This window comes from Pseudomonadota bacterium (genome assembly GCA_039028935.1).
Classification (GTDB): Bacteria; Pseudomonadota; Gammaproteobacteria; order Steroidobacterales; family SZUA-146; genus SZUA-146.
In genome coordinates, this window is sequence record JBCCHD010000020.1 from 1 (window position 1) to 21,715 (window position 21,715).

General features: G+C 57.0%; 10 protein-coding genes. 5 read left to right on the top strand and 5 right to left on the bottom strand.

The genetic code is table 11. The annotated features are described in order from the left end of the window. From AAF465_10625 to AAF465_10640, 4 genes are all read left to right on the top strand, one after another. Positions 1 to 588 (top strand): TolC family protein (locus tag AAF465_10625; protein ID MEM7083178.1); only part of this gene is annotated, 588 nt, incomplete at its 5' end. Continuing rightward, positions 585 to 1,664, top strand: coding sequence for an efflux RND transporter periplasmic adaptor subunit (locus AAF465_10630; protein ID MEM7083179.1), 1,080 nt, complete (start codon positions 585 to 587; stop codon positions 1,662 to 1,664). The genes AAF465_10625 and AAF465_10630, both read left to right, overlap by 4 nt. 10 nt (positions 1,665 to 1,674) lie before the next feature. Beyond that, positions 1,675 to 4,737 (top strand): efflux RND transporter permease subunit, encoded by a 3,063-nt coding sequence (locus AAF465_10635; protein MEM7083180.1) that lies wholly within the window; start codon positions 1,675 to 1,677, stop codon positions 4,735 to 4,737. Positions 4,738 to 4,762: 25 nt separating this feature from the next. Further along, positions 4,763 to 5,962 carry an FAD-dependent monooxygenase gene (locus AAF465_10640; protein MEM7083181.1) on the top strand — a complete coding sequence of 400 codons (1,200 nt, stop codon included), beginning with the start codon at positions 4,763 to 4,765 and terminating at the stop codon, positions 5,960 to 5,962. Between the two features lie 26 nt (positions 5,963 to 5,988). Here the strand turns inward: AAF465_10640 and AAF465_10645 are convergent, their stop codons facing one another. Then, positions 5,989 to 7,779, bottom strand: coding sequence for an acyl-CoA dehydrogenase (locus AAF465_10645; protein MEM7083182.1), 1,791 nt, complete (start codon positions 7,777 to 7,779; stop codon positions 5,989 to 5,991). Between the two features lie 63 nt (positions 7,780 to 7,842). Then, positions 7,843 to 9,858: a right-handed parallel beta-helix repeat-containing protein gene (locus tag AAF465_10650; GenBank protein MEM7083183.1), complete on the bottom strand. Its 2,016-nt coding sequence runs from the start codon at positions 9,856 to 9,858 to the stop codon at positions 7,843 to 7,845. 284 nt (positions 9,859 to 10,142) lie between these two features. Here AAF465_10650 and AAF465_10655 point away from each other — a divergent pair, with 284 nt between their 5' ends. After that, a complete protein-coding gene (locus tag AAF465_10655) occupies positions 10,143 to 10,691 on the top strand; it encodes a hypothetical protein (GenBank protein MEM7083184.1) in 549 nt (182 codons plus the stop codon). 26 nt (positions 10,692 to 10,717) lie between these two features. Here AAF465_10655 and AAF465_10660 read toward each other — a convergent pair whose 3' ends face one another. From AAF465_10660 to AAF465_10670, 3 genes are all read right to left on the bottom strand, one after another. After that, positions 10,718 to 10,933, bottom strand: a complete 216-nt coding sequence (locus AAF465_10660; protein ID MEM7083185.1) for a hypothetical protein — start codon at positions 10,931 to 10,933, stop codon at positions 10,718 to 10,720. Between the two features lie 5 nt (positions 10,934 to 10,938). Further along, positions 10,939 to 11,928, bottom strand: coding sequence for a hypothetical protein (locus AAF465_10665; GenBank protein ID MEM7083186.1), 990 nt, complete (start codon positions 11,926 to 11,928; stop codon positions 10,939 to 10,941). A gap of 215 nt (positions 11,929 to 12,143) precedes the next feature. After that, positions 12,144 to 21,347, bottom strand: coding sequence for an OmpA family protein (locus AAF465_10670; GenBank protein ID MEM7083187.1), 9,204 nt, complete (start codon positions 21,345 to 21,347; stop codon positions 12,144 to 12,146). Between the last annotated feature and the right edge of the window lie 368 nt (positions 21,348 to 21,715).

Here is a 21,715-nt window from a genome sequence, read left to right on the forward strand (position 1 = left end):
CGTGAATTTTGGGTGCAGCAACTGTCGCTCCAGGCGCAATATTTGGATGCCATTGCCGCGTCCGGACGTGGATCGGGCACACCGTTTGACTCGATTGACGACTGGAATGTGTCACTGAATGCCTCACTGCCGATCTACTCTGGCAATAGCCGTCGGTCCGCACTCAATCGCAGTCGAATTCAGGTTCGCCAACTTGCGCTCAGTGATGCGGCAACTCGCCAAGGCATTGAACAGTCGATCCGCGCCGCGATGCACGCCGCCCAGGCCTCGTATGTCAACATTGAGCTTTCAGAAATCGGCGCCGAGGCATCCCGCAAAAACCTGGAGCTTGTCTCCGAAGCGTATAAGCAAGGTACGCTGAGTATCTTGGATTTGCTGGATGCGCAAAATCAGAGCCTACAAGCCGACTTAAACGCCAGCAACGCTGTGCATGATTTCCTGCTCAACATCATGAGTTATCAACGTGCGACCAGCACCTTTGAGTTCTTGCTTGGCCCGACCGACAAGCGGGCAAGTCGTGATGAGTTTTTTCAGTATATTAAAGAACGCGAGGCCGACGATCGGCCCACATTGGGAGAGTCCCCATGATCCGCCTATTATTGGTTGCCGTCATCCTGTTGGTGCCCGCTTGTGGCGACGCGGTGCACGTTGAGGAGGAACCGGTCTTGCGACCGGTCCGCACGCTACTAATTGACCACAAGGACACCACACGCGAACGCGCCTTCACAGGATTGAGTCAGTCGACGCAAGAAACGCGTATCAGCTTTAAGGTTGGCGGCACAATCACCGAATTGCCGGTGCGCACCGGTTCGCAAATGACCGCCGGCGATGTCCTCGCGCGACTTAACCGCTCATCATTCGATTTGGAGGTTCAACAAGTCGAAGCCAGTCTTGCGCAAGCGCAGGCCAGTCAGCGCAACGCCAGTGCGAATTATGAACGCGTCAAGGGCTTATACGCTGGCAACAATGCATCGCGCAATGATCTAGACGCCGCGCGTGCGTCTGCCGAGTCGGCCGGGGCGCAGGTGCGTTCTATTCGAAAGACGCTTGAAATCGCGCAGTTGAATCGCTCTTACACGACACTGACGGTGCCCGGCGACTGCGTTGTGGCGGCACTCAATGTTGAGCTCAACGAGAACATTGGGGCTGGTGAGCCGGTGGCGCGCATGAATTGCGGCGCAGGAATACAGATCAACGTGGCGATTCCCGAGAGTCTGATCGCTTCGGTTTCCGAGGGCATGGCGTCAAGAGTCTCGTTCAACGCCATCTCCGACCGCCAATTTAGCGGCACGGTCACGGAGATCGGTGTGGCCAATACCGGCGGCTCCGCCACGTTCCCCGTAGTCGTGACCCTAGATGAAACCACGTCCGCGATCCGTTCGGGTATGGCGGCCGAGGCGGTCTTTCGATTTGAACAAGCCGGTGATGACACCATTGTCGTGCCGGCCGCCGCGGTGATCCAAGACGAGCGCGGCACGTTCGTTTATATCGCCGAACCCAATGGCGACGTGGCGACAATCCGGCGCCGGCCAGTCGTGACGGGCGAACTTGTTGAAGAGGGGATACAAATTGTGGAAGGACTCGCTATCGGCGAACAGGTGGTGACCGCAGGCGTATCGGTCATACGCGAAAACCTGCAAGTCCTCATCGCCGCCAGTCCGTGATTGATACCACATGTCGATAACCCGCGCCGCCATCCGTCAAAATCGTGTCACCGGTACGGTGGCTGTGCTGTTGATCATCTCCGGTATTTTCGCGTACGTCTCGCTGCCCAAAGCGCAGGACCCTGGCTTTATCGTGCGCACTGCGGTCATTACCACCCAACTACCCGGCGCAAGCCCCGAGCGTATGGAACAATTGGTCACGGACAAGATCGAGAAAAAAGCACAGGAGATGCCGCAGGTCGACACCATTACGTCGAGTACGCGTTCGGGTGTGTCGATTATCAACGTCAATTTCAAAGAGTCGTATAAAAACATGCGGCCTATTTTCGATGAACTACGCCGCAAAGTAGACGATGTGGTGGGTGAACTCCCGGACGACATTCAAGGACCGTTTGTCAACGACGAATTCGGCGATGTCTTTGGTAGTGTATTTGCTCTAACTGGTGAAGGCTTTACCAATGCCGAGCTGAAGGATGTAGCCGATGAGATTCGCAATCAGCTCTTAAAAGAGCCGGATATCGCGAAGGTGTCGATTCATGGCAGCCAATCCGAAGTGGTTTTTGTTGAGTACAACAATGAGCGCCTCACGGAACTTGGTCTCACGCCACAGTCGCTTTCGGGCGTGCTCGGCAACGTCAATATTCTTTCGACCGGCGGCAGCGTGGTGAGCGGTCGCGAACGCATCGTGCTGGAACCAACCGGAAACATTGAGTCGCTCGATGCGCTGCGTCGGACGGTGATTCAACTGCCGGGTGGCAACGTGGTGTATCTGGGCGACATTGTGTCGATCTACCGGGGATACGTCGATCCGCCCGAAAGCCTGACACGCGTAAATGGGCAACCGGCACTCGCCATTGCGGTATCGCTGCGCGATGGCGGCGACATACTCAAACTCGGCGAGCGGCTCAACAAACTGCTTCCTGATATTGAGAATCGGTATCCCTATGGCGTAGCGCTCGAGAAAATATGGTTTCAGGCCGACTTGGTCACCAAGAGCGTCGACGACTTTGCGTCGAATCTCCTCCAAGCGATCGCCATTGTAGTCGTGGTCATGATTGGTTTCTTAGGCGTGCGCACCGGTCTTGTCGTTGCTTTGCTAATACCGTCGACCATGATCATTACGTTTTTCATGATGCAGACGTTCGGCATCACGGTGAATCAGATCTCACTCGCTGCTTTGATCATCGCCCTCGGCTTGTTGGTCGACAATGCGATTGTGATGGTCGAATCGGTGTTGGTTAAACGAGAGAACGGCATGGGTGCGGTCGATGCAGCCGTACAGGCCGGTGCTGAACTCAAACTGCCTCTGTTGATTTCGTCTCTCACTACCGGCGCGGCGTTTATGCCTATCGGGCTCGCCGAGTCGGCAGTCGGCGAATACACTGCCGATATCTTCTATGTGGTCACCATTGCCTTGTTGGTGTCGTGGTTGCTCGCCATGACGTTGATTCCCATGCTGACCACCGTACTGTTGAACGTCAAAGCAAAACCCGACAGCGATCAACGAGACAATTCCTGGCTCTATCGCTATTACCGGCGCTTACTTCACGCCATTTTGCGGCAACGACTGCTGTTTCTAGCGCTTGTTGTTGCCCTGTTTGTACTAGCCAATAAAGGATTGGGGCTGGTACCCGCGCAATTTATTGCGCCGTCAGAAGACCCGGTGTTTTCTGGCAAGCTGGAGCTACCACTGGGCACCACGATTGAAACCAGTGAAGAAATTATCGCGGCCGTCGATCAATTTGTGCTCGACCGTTTCGTCAATATAAGCGAACCGAAGGTGTCAAGCTGGATGACCTTTGTTGGCGAAGGCGGTCCCCGCTTCACGTTGGGTCTTGATCCACCCAATCGCAATCCGGCGAATTCCTTTATGATTGCCAACACGACGACGGGCGAAGCAGTGCCGGATGTTATTGCGGGCATTCAGCAGTTTTTGTTCGAGCAGTACCCCGACATGAGTAATCAATTGTCGCGACTTGAAAACGGTCCACCCGTTGGTTATCCCATTCAGATTCGCCTGTCGGGACGGGACGTGGCCGAGCTGTACACTCTGGCCAGCACGGTTACCGAGCAGCTGTATGGCTATCCCGGCGTGCTCTCCGTAAAAAACACATGGGGACTGCAGACTAAGAAACTCATCGTGGCGGTTGATCAGGAACGAGCATTGCGCGCGGGCGTCACCAGTGCGGATGTCGCTTTTTCGCTTCGAGCCGGCTTAACCGGTATTGATCTGACGCAATATCGTGAGGGCGATCAATTGATTCCCGTCACGCTGCGCACGGTCGCGGGCGACCGTAACGACATTTCCAAACTCGATGGTTTGAGTGTGTATTCAACCTCCTCCGGGCGGCCTGTACCGCTCAAGCAGGTGGCAGACATCGAGCTGACGTTTGAACCCGGCATCATCGAACGCCGTGATCGCGAACGGACACTGACACTCAAAGCGCAGTTGGTGGATGGCGTCACCGCCAGTCAGATCAATCAGTCGCTTGTGCCGTGGTTGGCTACCGCACGTGAACAATGGCTACCTGGTTATGAGTATGAAATAGGTGGCGAATCGGAAAGTTCCGATGACGCGAACGCCTCCATCGCCGCCAAACTGCCGCTCGCGGTGATGGTGATCGTGCTGCTGCTGGTTATCCAGTTCAATTCCATTAGACGGCCGATTATTATTTTGACAACGATTCCTTTAGGACTGATCGGCGTCACAATTGGGTTACTGGTTGCACGCTCCTCGATGGGCTTTTTTACTATTCTCGGCATCATCGCCCTATCGGGCATTATCATCAACAACGCCATTGTGTTGATCGATCGAATCAAGATCGAGATCAATGAATTAGGCAAACGACCCGGTGATGCGATTGTCGATGCCTGCCTGCAGCGCTTGCGTCCGATCATGCTCACTACCGCCACCACCGTACTGGGCATGATGCCTTTATGGTGGGGTGGCACGGCGATGTTTGAACCAATGGCCGTCACCATCATTTTCGGTTTATTGTTCGCTACCACGCTAACGCTACTGGTCGTGCCCGTGCTCTATTCCGTCTTATTCCGAGTGGTTCCGACTCAGTAAGGCGGCGCCCACTCGATCTGTGACCATGGCATCCCAATCGATTCTTATCGCTGGCGCCGGCATCGGCGGGCTTACGTTGGCAACCGCGCTCGCCAAAGCGGGTCGGAACGTGGTCGTTCTAGAACAGGCGTCGACGCTCGATGACGTGGGCGCTGGCATTCAGATTGGGCCGAACGCCATGCACGTTCTGGGACAGCTGGGGGTGACATCGGCACTACTGACGCATGCGTTTAAACCGGCCTTCGCCACCCTTCGTGACTATCAAGATGGCCGCATCCTTATACGCACGCCGCTTAACCCCACCTACGAAGGCCGGTTTGGTGCACCGTATGTGCATTGTCATCGGGCCGACCTTATGCGCGATCTGTACACACGCGCATGTGCCCAGGGAGTGGATGTGCATTTTGACACTGGGGTTTCACGAGTCTTGGTGGAGGCCGATGGTGTCCAGGTCGAGACGAACGGTCGATCGTTTAATGGCGATCTGCTGGTGGGCGCTGACGGCATTCACTCGATTGTGCGACGGCAGATGATTACCACCCGACCCGCGCGCTTCACGGGACAAACCGCGTGGCGCGGACTGGTCGATGCGAATCGTTTTCCGGCGGGTCTGATCGAACCCGATGCGACGGTATGGCTTGGCCCGCAGCGCCATGTCGTGGCGTACTACGTTCGAGGCGGCACCTGGATCAATTTCGTCGCGGTCACTGAACAAGCGACGTGGCTAGACGAAGATTGGCAACGCCAAGGGGAAGCCGCGGCATTGTTGGACTATTTTGAAGATTGGCATCCCGCGGTTAGCACCCTTCTCACTCATTGCGAGGCGGTTTACCAATGGGGTTTGTTTGAACACGCCTTGCCGGACAGATGGTCGGCTGACCGCGTTGTTCTGTTAGGTGACGCCTGTCATGCCATGCTGCCTTTTATGGCACAAGGCGCGGCGATGGCGATAGAAGACGCGTGGGTGCTCGCCAGCCTGCTCACCAATCGATCCACTTCGCGGACAGCCTTCGAGCTGTACGAACGTCATCGCCGGCCGCGTCTGCGCTATGTCATGCAACAATCTCGACAAAACGCGCGTCGTTTTCATCTCGGCCACCCACTTGCTGTGGGGGCACGCAATGCCGCGTTCGCACTCGCCTCGCGCGTGCCGGCGTTAGCGGCAATGACGCTGGATCGACTCTACGGCGTCAATGTGACGATGGACCACCCGCTAGGTAGTTAACGGCCACGTGGTAGCGGCAGGTGGGTTTACGTACCGATAAACGCGGCTTCGCTCATATCCAGGCATGTTCGATCCAGCGAACCCACCAGCGCAAACTGCGCTGATGCGCGCGGCAGCTCGTAGCGAAAAAAGTAGCGGCACGCGGCAACCTTGCCCTCATAAAACGCGGTGTCAACCGCCTGGTGGGAGGCGTCCGCCGCGACCAGACCCTGTCGCAGCCACATCCACGCGACGACCACATGCCCAAGCGCATCCAAAAATAGAGTAGCGTTGGCGAGTCCGGCCTCCGCGTCATCACTGTCCACGACGTTTCGAATACACGTCTGAGCCGCAACAAAGACTCGCTCGAGCTCGCGTCCCTCCTCTACCAGAGGCGATTCGACCGACTGCGCGATGGCGGATTGCATTTCTGACTTGAGCATGGCGACGGCTGCGCCATCAAACAGTCTGACCTTTCGACCTAGCACATCGAGGCCATGAATGGCGTGTGCTCCTTCGTGAATCGGATTGAGTCGATTATCCCGATAAAAACGCTCCACCGGATATTCCCGCGTATAACCATAGCCGCCCAATATTTGAATGGCATGCTTGTTGGCTTCCAAACAAAACTCAGAGGGCCACGATTTCGCAATGGGTGTGAGCAAATCAAGTAACAGGGCCAATTGCTGTTGCTCGTCTTTTCGTGCGCTAATTTTTTGTCGGTCAATGAGGGAAGCGCAGTAATACAACAGCGCCTGCGCGCCTTCAATGTACGCCTTTTGAGCAAGCAACAAGCGCTTGACATCGGCATGACGCACCAGGCGCACCTGCGGTGACTGTGGATCTTTGTTGCCCGGCAAACGCCCCTGCCGGCGTTCTCGCGCGTAATCCAACGAGTAAAGATACCCAGCCAAGCCGCTCATCGCAGCGCCAAGTCCGACGCCAATTCGTGCCTCATTCATCATGTGGAACATGTTGGCCAGACCCTGGTTTTCGTCGCCAACCAAGAAGCCCTCACATTCCCCGGACTCCCCAAAATTAAGCAGACAGTTACTCGTGCCTCGGTAGCCCATCTTGTGATTGAGCCCTGCCGCCACCACGTGATTGAATTGGCCAAGCGTGCCGTCGTCGTTCACACGGATTTTGGGCACCAAAAAGAGCGAAATGCCGCGCACTCCTGGCGGAGCGTCTGGCACACGCGCGAGCACCATATGAATGATGTTCTCAGTTAAATCGTGGTCGCCGCCCGATATCCACATTTTTGAACCAGTCAGTCGATATCGGCCTTCACCGAGTGGTTCAGCGCGCGTACGGATGTCGGCCAGCGATGACCCGGCCTGTGTTTCACTGAGGCACATCGTTCCAAACCAACGGCCTTCGAGCAACGGAGCAAGAAATTTTTGCTTTAACGCTTCGCTACCACAGGTATTGAGCAAATTGGCATTGCCGGCCGTAAGAAATGGATAGCCAGAGAGCGCGGTGTTCGCGCACATGAAGATGCCGCTTATGATCTGATGCACAGTCCAAGGAAGCTGCATGCCTCCCACGTCTGAGTCAAAGCCAGCCGCCAAAAATCCCGCGTCCAGATACGCGCGAAGCGCCTCTTTCGCCTCGGGAACGACCGAAACCCGGTCATTGTGTAACGTCGGTTCGTTCTCGTCCATGAGGGCCGCAATGGGATGAAACGCTTGCTCTGCAATGGTCTGAGCTGCATCGAGCATGGCATTGATCGTGTCGCGGTCGTATTCGCTGTAGCGCTCGGCCGCAAAAAGACGGTCAGTCGATAAAAACTCGTAGAGATAGAAATCCAGATCGCGACGGTTGACGACAAATGACATACGTTCTTCCCATGCAAAGACCGCGAATATACCTCGATTGGTGGACCCGGGCGACCGTCATGGCTACGCGTTGCGTATGACTCGATGACACCGACGACGTCGACCCACAGCGACCAGAATCGCCAGCACAATCGCGCCAGTCGCACCACCACCGGAGGCGGCGTCGGTATTGGCCGCCGGTGGATCCGGTGCGGGTGTCAATGGTGCCATCGGTCTACTGGTGCTATCGGTCGGGTCGGTGCCTGCCTGGACCTCTGCTCCATCGGACGACCCGTCATTGTCGGTATCGGCCTTGAGCGGATCGCTGCCGTGTTGGCCTTCCTCGCCGTCCATCAAACCATCGCCATCCGTATCGGCAACCGTTGGATCCGTGCCCGCCGTGTATTCATCCAGGTGACTAAATCCATCCTGATCACCGTCATCGCTGCCATTTTGTGCCAACGAACCAAAGTAGTTGATCTCCCAACTGTCGGGCAATCGATCGCGATCGGAATCCGGATCCGGGTCGGGGTCAGGATCGGGGTCCGGATCGGATGCTTGTACGTTCACATTGCGAGAAACGGACACGCTGCCACCGTCGCCCGTGCAGGTTAACGTGTACGTCGCGGTGCTACTGGCCACTACTGTGTTGCTGCCACTTGGCGGGCGATTACCCGACCAAGCGCCCGATGCGACGCAGGCGGTGGCGTTTGAACTGCTCCACACGAGGCTGATGGTGTCGCCTTCGGCTACCGAGGTCGGTGCCGTCAACGTTAATTGTGGCGCGGGCGGCACCGAGGTCGCGGCATACTCAAAAGCACCGATATCGATGGCGGACCCAACAACACGGGCATTGCCGGCGAAATCTTCGCTACCTGCGGCAATATTGGCTCCCGCATCAATCAATGTCGACGTGGGCAACAAACGGAAATCCTGAAGTGCTGGATCGACAAAGTGATCGCTGGCCGCCGATCCGGCGATCACTCGCACGTAGTCGACGCTAATACCGGATAAGCCGCCGCGAACCACATTGTTGGCAAGATCGGCATTGTCTAAACCGTCTCCCCAAAGTGCGGTGGCGTTCTCGCAGAAAAGCGCATTGTTCGCTACCACGACATTGGGCGCGCTTCCAACGCGCAGGCGCGCACACACCGGATGACTGCCATACACCGTGTTGTTAACGATGGTCACGTTCCGAATACTGGGCGCAGGACTTTGTACGCGCAGATGAATACCGTTGACCGATGAATTGAGCACCACATTATTGCGGATGATGGCATCGGCGGTCACCAAAATGGCGTCACCGCAGTTATACACCAGATTATTCTCGACAATGTTCGGCTCAGCGCCATGACCGTACACGAAAATACATGGAAACTCGGTGCCAATATTGGTGTCGTGAATGACATTTCCACGCACGACATTGCCACCCGACCCGAACTTGATTTCGATGCCGTCATTGCCACCGCTGCTCGTTCCGCGAAGGTGATGAATGTAGTTATTTTCGATTAGGTGATTGGTGCCCGGCCCACCACCATTGTGCTGTCCGATATACATCCCTTCGCCTTCGGTATCACCTGACGCGAGGCCCGTATTGTAAATTTCATTACCCCGAATAATGTGAGCATCCGTTGCGCCGGAGTTCATGGTCAGCGCGTTATTGAGTGTGTCCGAAATAATATTGTCCTCAAAGGTAATATTATTGCTCGACATGAAGCGGACACCGGAACTGCCGTACTGAAAATGCATACCGCGAATCGTAAAATGCGACCCCGATAATTCAATATTGTTATTGCTCGAGCTACTCGATTGCGGGCGGGTGATGAGCGGTCTTGCGCCGTCGGCAGCGCGGATTAGAATAGGTTGATCGGGTGTACCGTTGATCGTTAGGCGTCTTGCGCAGGCCTGAGAGTAGACTCCATCGTTGAGAATCAACTCATCACCAGGCATGAGCGCATTGGCCATGTTCTCGAACTCTTCGCTACACGATTCCGTGTCTGAAGGTGGCGAGAGCGTATACACCTCCGCGCGGGTGGCGAGCGATGAGGTCGCGATGATCACAGCGGCCATAACCGCCGGGCTGAGCTTAAAGTACGACATCGATATTGCCTGGAAATCCACTAAATCATCACCAAAAGTCTACACAGCGCCCAACCGCGAAGTGTTAGCTGGTTCACACTTTGGCTGGCTGGCCGACGTCGTTGAGCCTACGTGGATTTCGACTTGACCAACTGTGTCGCCTACGCCTCAGTTTGGCGTTTGACGTAATGAGCCTGGCACGGACTCGCCGGCGTGTTCAGACTTCTGCGATTGCGAAATGGCGCGGTAGAGCCACAGTGCTACCTTTCGCTATAATGAGAAATCAAGCGACTTAGAGGAAGGTCATGTCCGAATCTGTTAAAAGCCAGCCAGCGGTGGTCGATAAAGACGCGATCGTCGTGGCGCAGTCACACACCGACGATCGTGCGTCCATCACGCAAGAGGATGTGATCGCGGCGCAAACCGCGTGGGGCGAAGGGATTGTGGCGATCAGCGCCGTGTTCATTGACGGCGGTGATTACGTCAGTGAAGCGCAGTCGCTCATCGACGCGTTGTACGGTTACGATCAGGGCCCGGTACTGTTTAAACCGACGCTGGCGGCCAAACAGCCGTTCCGGCCAAGCAAAACCGAAGCGCTCTCGTACTTTATTGGCGGTGTTGTCAATGAAGATCACGGTTTTGCGATCAAACCCTGGGAGGCCGTCTCCATTGGTCCGCAACAGATCATTTTGCAAGGCGCGACTGCCGTTGCGATGGGACACTACCGTTTTCAACCCTATCAACAAGGTGATGAGGTGTTAGTCGAATTTACGTTTGGCTATTTTCGCGACAACGTGGGCGACGTGCGCATCAACGTGCATCACTCGTCGCTGCCCTATTCACCGGAAAGCTGATGCATTTGGCGTTGCGCGGTGCGCTACTAACGCGCGACATAGCCCCGTGTCACCACCACCTCAACTGGAAAACCGTAATACGTTGTCGGAACATCGTCGGGATTGGGTTGCGTCGAGGCCGTCACGCGCAAGCCCAATCCACCCTCCGCGGGCACAAGGCCCAGACCTGCATACCAGCCAAATGGTGCGAGACGTTTGTGCAACATGCGCTTAGCGCGACGCGCGGCTGGTGAGGCGGACATGGCGGCTACTGAACGAGCCCAACACCGAGTTGACGAAACACGTCGGGCATGAAGTGCGCAACCGTACGGTCAATTCCCTGACTGTCCGGTCCCCCACCGTATAACAACGCGTACACCTTCAGGGTGTCGCGATCGATGATGAATGAACCACTGTCGCCGCCGGCGCTAAAGGCCTTACTGCGCGTGGCACCGACCAACTCTATCTGATCGTTGAACGTCACAATAGCGGGATCGGATTCGGAACCGTAGTTGAGCTGAATACCATCGAGTTCAAACGCACTCACGGTGCCACGCGTGACGCCCGTTGTACGCCCGCGTTTGATAACGCGCGACACGGCGAACCGATCGGACATGGGTGTTTTGTCGATCACGCCAATACCGCTGTAGTCCCACGGTTCGAAGAATTCAACCTCCTCAGAGAAGGTGGCCAATGCGGCATCCACGCCATCTACTTTGGTTTTACTCAGTGGAATGTAGCGGTCGAGCAGACCCACAATCTTGGGGGTGGCTTGCCCTGCGTCAAGCGGCCCAGGCGCAACGATTGGATCGCCATGAAAGCACTGATTACTGTTCGCGAACACATGATTATTGCTAAGCATGTAATAACCGTCTGCGTCTTCCACAAAACCACCGAGAGTGCCTGCGGTTATGCGATAGTGACCAATGGATCCACCAGCCGTTAGTGTTGTACGCGGCTGATAGCGAATGCCGGTTACCAGATCAATCTCACCCATATGTCGATCGAGGTCTTTAAGGAGCGCCTTCTGCTGGCGTTCGCATCCTTGATATAACCGCACCGCCAGCTTGTACTCATCGCCTTTGCCAGGGGCTATGCCTACGGCCGCAATCGGTGTCGGTTCGCGAACGCTGAGCCGTCGTTGACGGCCCGCGCCGCGCGCGAGCGGATAGCGCCTCGCGGAGGCAGACCGGGACGAAAGCGAATAAGCCTTTTCCTGAATTTCCAGTTTCAATGCGCGGCACGACGACAGTTTCATTACGCAGCTCCTTTGACGATGAACTCGATCAGCGTGGCGACAACCGCCCACTTTCCCGCTCGATATGCGCCGACCTTCATGTGGGTTCTGGTTCCACACTATAGCGCGGAAAGCCATTTCACAAAAAAAAACGCGCCAGCAAGCGCCGGCGCGTTAATTACTTATCAAGGCAACGCCCGTTGTGTCTCAACGGGCAGACCGCCGGTCTTTCCTAATCAGGGCGATACGAATTTCAGCGAGACGCGTCGATTCGCCGCGCGGCCCTCCTTCGTTGCGTTGCTTTCAATGGGCTGTGTCAGCCCATAGCCACGAGACTGGAGCTGATCTCTGGGCACCCCTCGACTTACCAAATGCTCCAGCACCTGGTTTGCCCGTTGCTTAGACAAGCCCATGTTGTAGTCCGCCCCTCCCACACTATCGGTATGCCCACCGACTTCAATCACCAAATTGCGACGACCGCGCAGCATCGAAGCCGCTAAGTCGAGGTCGCGCTGAGATTGCTCGGTTAATTCATCGGATTTATAACCAAAGCGTATGTTGGGAAGGCGAATGTCTTGGGTCACATCGCAGCCCTTCTCGTCCACCACGGCATTTTCCGTTGAGTTAGCACATTGATCCTGGCCATCCGGAATCGCATCGCTGTCTGAATCGATGACACCGCCATCGACCAGACGGAGTTCGACACGGCGATTGGCCGCCCGGCCACTGTCAGTGCTGTTGTCATCAACTGGTCGCAGCTGGCCGTAAGAAACCGGCTGGAGGCGCTCGCGCGACACACCGCCGTATGTGACCAAGAACTCGACCACCTGTTTCGCACGCATTCCGGCAAGACCGCGATTATAGTTCTGCCCCCCTACGCTGTCGGTATGTCCGGCAACCTCAACCATCACGCCTGGGCTGTGCGACAAGCATACAGCCGCATCGCGCAGACGCGCATCGGACTCGGCCGTCAGTGCATCAGACTTATACGCAAAATACACCGGACGCAGATCGCAGGTAGTCGGATCCACGATGATGCGTCGCGTGCAGCCTGTGCTATCGACCTCATCGCCCTTGGGCGTATCGGGACAGCTGTCCATCGCGTTGATCACACCATCACCGTCGGAATCCAGCACGCGCTTACAACCATTGCTGTCCACCGATGTGCCGGCAGGTGTACGCGGACAGTTATCCATCGAATCGATCACACCATCGGCGTCGGAATCCAGTACGCGCGCACAACCACGCGCGTCAACAATCGCACCACGCGCCGATCGCGGACACGCATCGATTGAATCGAGGACCCCATCAAAATCGGAGTCGAGATCGCGCTTAGGCGCCACCGCAGCGCCGCGAGGCAATCCGAAACCACGACCGATGGCGATGCCGGCATACCAGGCATCGCGATCGTAGAAATCGATATCACCACGCGCAAACCATGGATTTTCGCCAAAGTCGTAGTCCGCACCCAATCCAAACGCAAATTGTGCGCTGGTCTGTTGTTCGAACGGCACAGGGCCCCCACCCGCTTCATTCTCAATGACCGAAATCCCGGCCTTAACAAACGGTGTTAATTTGCGATTAACCCGAAAGCGATAACCGGCCATCAACGACGGTACGGTGTAGCTGATGTTGGCGCCTGGAAAGGCGGCCGCGATGGCCGGATTCCGATTGGTAATACCCGCCTCGCCAAGGTCCGCATACTTTAATTCTGCAAACCATCGCTCGGTGAACTGCTTACCGATAAAAAGCTGAATACCACCGTCGTGATTTTCCGACGCATCGTGGAAAAAGTTTTGTGCTTCTTCATCCGGCGATACGTAGGAGTACCCGAGTCCGATACCGCCATACCAACAGTCGCGCCAGCGAAAATCACTGCCCACCTGCTCGCGCGCTTCGCCCCGATGCTGACCCAGCGCACAGCCGCCATCGGCCCAAGGATCGCCGTTGTTCGACTGAGCCTGCGCAGGCAGTGCCAACACGAACAGCAGTATCAACAGGCCCGTCCAGAGCGGTGCACGTGCGTGTGAGTTACGTTTCGATTGCGTCACAGCCTTTCCTTTCATTTGTCCAATGTTTAGCGCGAGCGGCATCCGCTGGCGGCGCGCAAGCGCCACCAGCATGATTGAGAACAACGCCAGCAACCCAATCGAGCCCGAGCCCTCGAGTGCGGTTTCGAGTTCTTCACCCGCATCGAGGTAGTCCGGAATGCCATTGTTGTTGAAGTCGTTAGTGCCCTCCAGTACATCAAGAATGCCGTCGTTATCACTGTCGGTGTCTCGAAGATCTGGTGTGCCGTCGCCATCGGTGTCCACCGGCGAGTTGAGGTTTTGTGCCTCCACCGCGTCGGGGATGCCATCGTTATCCGAATCGGTGTCATTGAAATCCGGATTGCCATCGCCATCGGTATCGGCTGTGCCCTCTACCGAATCGGGAATACCGTCACGATCGGTATCGGCGAGTGTGCCAAACCCATCAAACAGATCCACGGGATCGGCAATGCCGTCGCCATCGGAATCAGTGGGATCATCCACCACGCCGTCACCATTGGCATCCGACGACTCAAACAACGTGCCGACTATGTCCGGCGTACCGTCGTTATCGCTATCGACTTCTCGCCAGTCGCCAATGCCGTCGCCATCGGTGTCCACCGGCATGGAGATGGTGCCTTCGTTCGTCGGCACATCATCGATCACACCGTTGAGATCAGAATCCGGGCCAACCGCCTCCTGTACATCCGGAATACTGTCGTTATCCGCATCCAGATCAAGATAGTCCGGCGCCATATCGCCATCGGTGTCGGTGGGCATCACGCTATCATCAACGCCATCGCCATTGGCGTCGGTGCCCAAAGTGATATCCACGTCATACAGATCGTTAATACCATCGCCGTCACCGTCCGCCATGGGATCCAGATCGGTTTCCACGGTATCTGGAATACCATCATTGTCGGCATCGATGTCGACAAAGTCGGGACTCCCGTCGCCGTCGGTATCGATCGGCATTTGCGCATCGTCCACGCCATCGCCATCGGCATCACTGCCACCGGTCTGGTCGATGTCATAGGCATCGTCAATGCCGTCACCATCGGTATCGAAACCGATCGCGACGCCGTCTTCCACGGTGTCGGGTAACCCATCCGCATCGCTATCAAGGTCCAGATAATCTGGGGTGCCATCGCCGTCTGTATCCGACGGAACCGACGGGTCACCACCCGCTTCATTGCTATCTGGAATGCCGTCGTTATCCGAATCGGGATCCAGCATATCCGGAGTGCCGTCACCATCGGTGTCTACGGGGTTCAACGGATCGGCACCGGCCTCGACACTATCGGGAATACCGTCGTTATCCGAATCAGGATCCAGCGCGTCGATAATGCCGTCGCCATCGGTATCCATGTTTTCCAGGTTATCCGGTACACCATCCCCATCGGAGTCTGGGTCGTTCGGGTCGGTACCCAAATCGATCTCAGTGCCGTCAGGAATGCCGTCCATATCCGAATCACACGCGGCGGCAGTGTTGTCCGGCACACACGGGTCGGTGTCTGCGGCCACATCCGGCTCAATCGGTTGGGTCGTCGTCGGTGTACCAAAGTCCACGGCGCCATCGCCGTCCGTGTCCATACAGCCCATGCCTGGGAAGTTGGGGACACAGGCGTCGTTTGGATCAGGATCCGCGCCATCGGAAATGCCGTCACCATCGGTATCCAACAAATCGTCAGCGCCATTGCCAGCGGTTGGATCGGTCATATCGGCGGTGGCTTCAATGCCGTCGGTGACACCACCATCGTCGGTATCGGTATCGAGCGGATCGGTTGGACCTGTGCCCGAGAGCGGTCCAGTTCCGACTACCTCGACACCGTCGGTGAGGCCATCGCCATCGCTGTCAGGGTTTGCCGGATCGGTTTCACCGCTGCCGCTGGTGCCCGTGCCGCCAATTTCGACAGGACCCGTTGCACCATCGCCGTTGGCATCTTCCACGCCGTCCTGCAGTCCGTCGTCGTCGGTATCGGGATCGGTCGGATCGGTCAACGTGGTCGGATCACTGTCGGGCACGAACGCCATCGGATCGGTGCCGTCGAACGCCACTCCGTCGCCGTCACTGGTGCCGCCAGGAATCGGATCGGTTGCACCCAATTCGAGGCCATCGCCCAACCCGTCACCATCGGTATCGGGATTCAGTGGATCGGTTTCGTCACCGCTATTCATCACGCCATCGGGACCCAGTGCCTCATCGCCATCGGACAATCCATCGTTATCGCTATCGGCATCCAGCGGATCCGTGTCGCCCGCATTGACGGTTCCGTCGTTACCAATCTCATCGCCATCGTCGATGCCATCGTTATCGGTATCGGGATCGTTGGGATCGGTTCCCAGGACCGCTTCTTGCGCGTCGCTGATGCCATCGCCATCGGAATCGGTTGACGCATCATCCGCGCCGTTACCGGTCGTCGGATCAGTGCCGTCGGTGAGCACTTCCGTGCCGTCCTCGGTGCCGCCATCGTCCGTATCACTGTCGAGCGGATCGGTTGCCCCAACCATGCTCAAGGGACCGGTTCCGTTTGTTTCGTCACCGTCGATCAGTCCGTCGCCATCCGTATCCGGGTTATTGGGATCGGTTTCACCCGAACCCATCGTGCCGGTTACGCCCAGCGTGTTAACGGTCGCGCCATCGCCATCAGCGTCTTCGTCACCGTCGATCAGCCCATCGTTATCAGAATCGGGATCCGCCGGATCGGTGGTCGTCGTTGGATCCGCGTCCACCACAAAGTTTGGCGACGCGGTGTCGGTACCGAAGTACATGACGCCATCGCCATCGCTTGTTCCATCCGGAATACCGGCGATCACGCCAAGCTCAGTGCCGTCGAGAATACCGTCATTGTCGCTGTCAGCAGCGAGCGGATCGGTCTCATCACCGGTCAGCGGCATGCCGTCGGCGCCATTGACCTCGTCACCATCGCTAACGCCATCATCATCAGTATCGGCATCAAGTGGATCGGTATCATTCGGATCGAGAACGCCGTCTGCACCCACTTCCGCACCATCCGGAATACCATCGTTATCGGTATCGGCATCGTTTGGATCGGTACCCAGCAGCATTTCCTGCGCGTCACTCAAGCCGTCCATATCGGTGTCAATCGACACATCGTCGGCGCCGTTTCCGGCCGTCGGATTGGTGCCATCGGACAGCACTTCGGTTCCGTCGCCGGCGCCACCGTCATCGGTATCGACGTCGAGCGGATCGGTGGAACCAATTCCTGCTAAAGGTCCCGTCTGATTGACTTCATCACCGTCTGTCAGACCATCGCCATCGGTATCCGGGTTGCTCGGATCGGTTTCGCCGCTGCCCGGCGTGGTCGAGTCACCAATTGTGTTGATCGTTGCGCCGTCACCATTGGCGTCCTCATCGCCATCCAGCAGACCGTCGCCGTCGGTGTCGGGGTTGGTCGGATCCGTGGTGGTGCTCAAATCCGCGTCACCCGGGAAGCCAGCGGCCGTGCCGTCATACGGCGTACTGTTGCCGTCGCTCGTACCAGGGTCGACACCATCAAACGACACGCCCGCTTCAATGCCGTCATCGATACCGTCGCCATCGCTGTCAGGATTGAGCGGATCGGTTGGCCCATACGGCGCAAGCGGACCGGTGCCATTGACCTCATCGCCATCGTTGATTCCGTCATCGTCCGTGTCCCCATCCAGTGGGCTGGTCTCGCCAGGATCCAATACGCCATCCGGACCCACTTCTTCGCCGTCGGTTAGGCCATCATTATCGGTATCCGGATCGTTGGGATCCGTACCGAGCACCCCTTCGAGTGCATCGGATATGCCATCACCATCGGAATCCACCGCGTCATCTAACCCGTTACCGGACGTCGGGTCGGTCATATCCGTGGTGGCTTCAGCGCCGTCCAGCGCGCCGCCATCGTCGGTATCGGTATCCAGTGGATCGGTGGGACCGTAAGGAACCAGCGGGCCCGTACCATTGACTTCGTCCCCGTCGGTCAGTCCGTCACCATCGGTATCACTGTCGTTTGGATCGGTTTCACCCGAGCCGGGCGCACCACCCGTACCGCCGATTGAATTGAGCGTCTGGCCATCGCCATTGAGGTCTTCCTGACCATCGGTGAGACCGTCGCCATCGGTGTCGGGATCCAGCGGGTCGGTTGTCGTGGATGGGTCCGCATCACCCATAAAGGCGGGGTCCGTCCCCATAATCGGTCCGGCGCCATCGGGATCGGCAATGCCGGCCACCACGCCGGCTTCGACGCCATCGATGATGCCGTCCGCATCTGTGTCTGGGTTATTCGGGTCGGTTTCGCCCGCATCGACCATGCCGTTGCCGTTGGCGTCCTCATCACCATCGCTGATGCCGTCATCATCGGAATCGAGATCCAGCGGGTTGGTATCGCCTGCATCAACACTGGCATCACCGCCGGTTTCCACACCATCCGGTAGGCCGTCGCCATCCGTATCAGGGTTGGTCGGGTCGGTACCCAGCGTCGCCTCGTCGGCATTGGTCAGTCCATCCATGTCCGCATCACAGTTCGGCGCGGTATCGGATGGAATACACGGATCCGTATTGGCCGGATCGCTTTCATCTGGGAAGCCATCGTTATCCGTATCAATGATGGAGGACTCTTGGAAATCCGGAATGCCATCACCATCGGAGTCCGCCGTTGGGCCTTCAACACTATCGGGATCGCCATCACCATCGGTGTCGATCAGACAGTTGGTGCCAAACGCACTGGGAATACACGGATCCGTATTGGCCGGATCGCTTTCATCCGGGAAGCCATCACCGTCCATATCGGCATTCGACGGCTCAAGATAATCTGGTGTGCCGTCACCGTCTGAGTCGGCGGTGGGTCCTTCAACACTGTCCGGCTCCCCGTCACCATCCGTGTCGGTGGTACAGCCCATGCCAAACTGACTGGGATCACATGGGTCCGCGTTATTCGGATCATCTTGATCCGGTGTGCCATCGCCGTCAGCGTCATCGGTTGCGGATTCCAGGTAATCCGGTGTGCCGTCGCCGTCCGCATCGTCATCGGCAAGATTGCCGTTACTGTTGTCGTCTTCGTCTGCCGTGTTGATGCCATCGTCGTCATCGTCTTCGTCACGCCAGTCGCGATCAGCATCGCCATCGGTGTTTTGCAGCGGACTGTTACTCGCGGTGCTGTTGCCCGCCCCCGGTCCACTTTGGGTGTCAAACACGTCGTTGAGCCCGTCGCCATCGGCGTCGGCATTGATGTCCGCGATCACGACATCCGGGATGCCATCACCGTTCGCATCGTGACCTTCAATCGAATCGGGCACATTGTCATTGTCCGAATCGTCATCGAGAAAATCGGGTTGATCGACCCCATCGGTATTCGCGATGGTAATCGGCGTGCCGCCGTTATCGGTGTCGTACGCGTCATCGATACCGTCCATGTCGGTATCCATGCCGGTCGGCGGCGTGTAGGCACCCTCCCCCTGTGCTTCCACATTGTCGACGATGCCGTCATTGTCTGAGTCGATGTCTTGTGAGTTTGGAATTCCATCGCCATCCAGATCACCGGCACCTTCATCGACATCGAGGATGCCGTCGTTATCGTCGTCAGGATCCGTCGCGTTTGGAATCCCATCGCCATCGGCATCGGGACTCACTTCATTGGTGTCGTCTCGATCGACGCTCATGCCCGCTGAATCGAGCTGATCGGTATACGTTACCGTCACCGTGTCGCCAGCCTGTGTATTGAGCGTGCCGTCATTGTTCACACCCGCAGTCGTGCCGGGTGTGGTCGCAACGGTGCCGCTAAAGACGCCCGTGTTCGGGCCGGTTTCGGTCAACGTAATCTGTTCAGTTTCGCCGGTGACATCGTTTACAACCGTCACGACCAGCGTCTCGACCAGTGCCGCGTTCAAATCCAGATCGGCGTCGGTGACGGTGATGGTGAGCGTATCGCCCGGTTCACTTGTCTCATCGATCGTTACCACACCATCGACGCCGGTGAGAGCGGTATCGTCGGCGGTAATCACCAAATTGGCCGTCGCGGTCGACTCCAACCCGTACACGTAGGTATCAATAAAGCGCGCATTACCGAATCCGCTGCTCGTAAAATCTCCCCAGGTGTGACTACCGGCAGCCGTTCCCGACAATTCGCCGAGAGGGACGGTCGAGGTGCCGCCTGCACCGGCCCCCAGCACCGTCACGTCATCCCAGTAGATCTGGGTCGGCGAGGTGACACCGACTAAATCCGATAGAAAGATTGTGAGGCCGTCTTCGCTGGGCCCACCGCTTGTTTCCGCATCGTTAGAGACAAAGTGATACTCACCCATGCGCACGGACACTTGCGCCGCATACGCGCCGGCGGGGAGTGGGTTGCCATCCGGATCGGTCCCGTTATACGTCACCGAGTTTAGGCCGACGACCGCACGTCCGAGCAACAGCGTGTCACCGACATTACCAAACACGCCATTATTGTCGACGTCGATGAATACCGAATAGGTGCCTTCGACATCCGAGTTGAACTCAAAGGTGCCGTCGTCCTGAACACCACTGGTTGATGGGTCAGGCGAAATTCCGATGTCCTGACCTTCGTTGTCGATGAATCGCAGTCCTGTCACCGACGGAGGTGTGGTCGGTTGTGGATCCGCGATGGCCGGTACGCCCAGGTAGTTGGGGTAGCGATACTCAGCGTCATTACCGACCAATGGGGTTGAAAACCCGGAATTGGGTGAATTAACACCGATATCGTTGGCGATAATGTTGTAGCCAAAGCCCGCAAAGTTGTTGAGATCGAGCTGCCATATGTAATTGGTGTTGGGTCTGCCGCCAGGCACCAGCGCATAAAAATTGGCGTCAGTGGCATTCGCTTCAGCGAAAGAGCCCGCATTGAAGTTCCAGCTGTACGCCCACAGTCGACCCGCAGCGACGGTTGGATCGGGGTCTGTCACGGCATCCGGCGTGACGGTGATATCCAGGCGCTCAAAAAAACCGTTCGAAAAGTTCGTGCCCGTTACGTTTTGCAGCACGAGACGATACGTACCGACCTCGGTGGTTGTGTATCGCTCGGGATTCGTGAGCGGCGCGGTCATCGTGTCGGCACACGACACGTTACTGCTGGTCAAGTTGGACGTAAAAGCCGGCGTCGCGTCGTCGGACGGCGCGAAGACTTCGATGCTCAATGCATCGGTATCCTGCTGACCGCAGAGCGATACGTTGATCACTTCACCGATGGTAAAAATATCGACAAAGTGAGAGAACGTATCGGATTCAGCCGCATCGGCATAGCCTTGAAGTGCGGCTTCCTCGGCACCCAACACGCGCTGGGTAAGACCGAGCTGTGCAGAACCTTCGGCGAAGGCAAACGACGTTGAGAACAGCGCAGCCAATGTGATGAAAAGCGGCGTGCTGCGCGGTCGAATTCCGCTGGAACGGCGTGAGTATCGTGACATAGTAGAATCCCTTATTGCCCGGTGCGCCCTGTTGGTGTCCGGTGCATTATTAGATGATAGTGACTGTGTACCCACCGTCGGCGAGCAATGTCGCCGAAAGCATTGATTTGCGTACTTTTATACCCCTAATGTACGCATACTGCGGGTCAATACTATGATGAACATCTCATCTTGATCAATGTTAACATTTGCACCGAACGCGTATACCGTATCTCATTGTAAGTTATCTATTTTTACGGTTACCGCCAGTGAGGCAATTGCACCCCACCCGCCCTTGCCCGGGTTAATTGCGCCGCTTTAACGTTTTCTGGGGTTATGCCAAACCGGCAATTTAGGGGAATCCTCGACATTTCGCATCGGCCCCACTC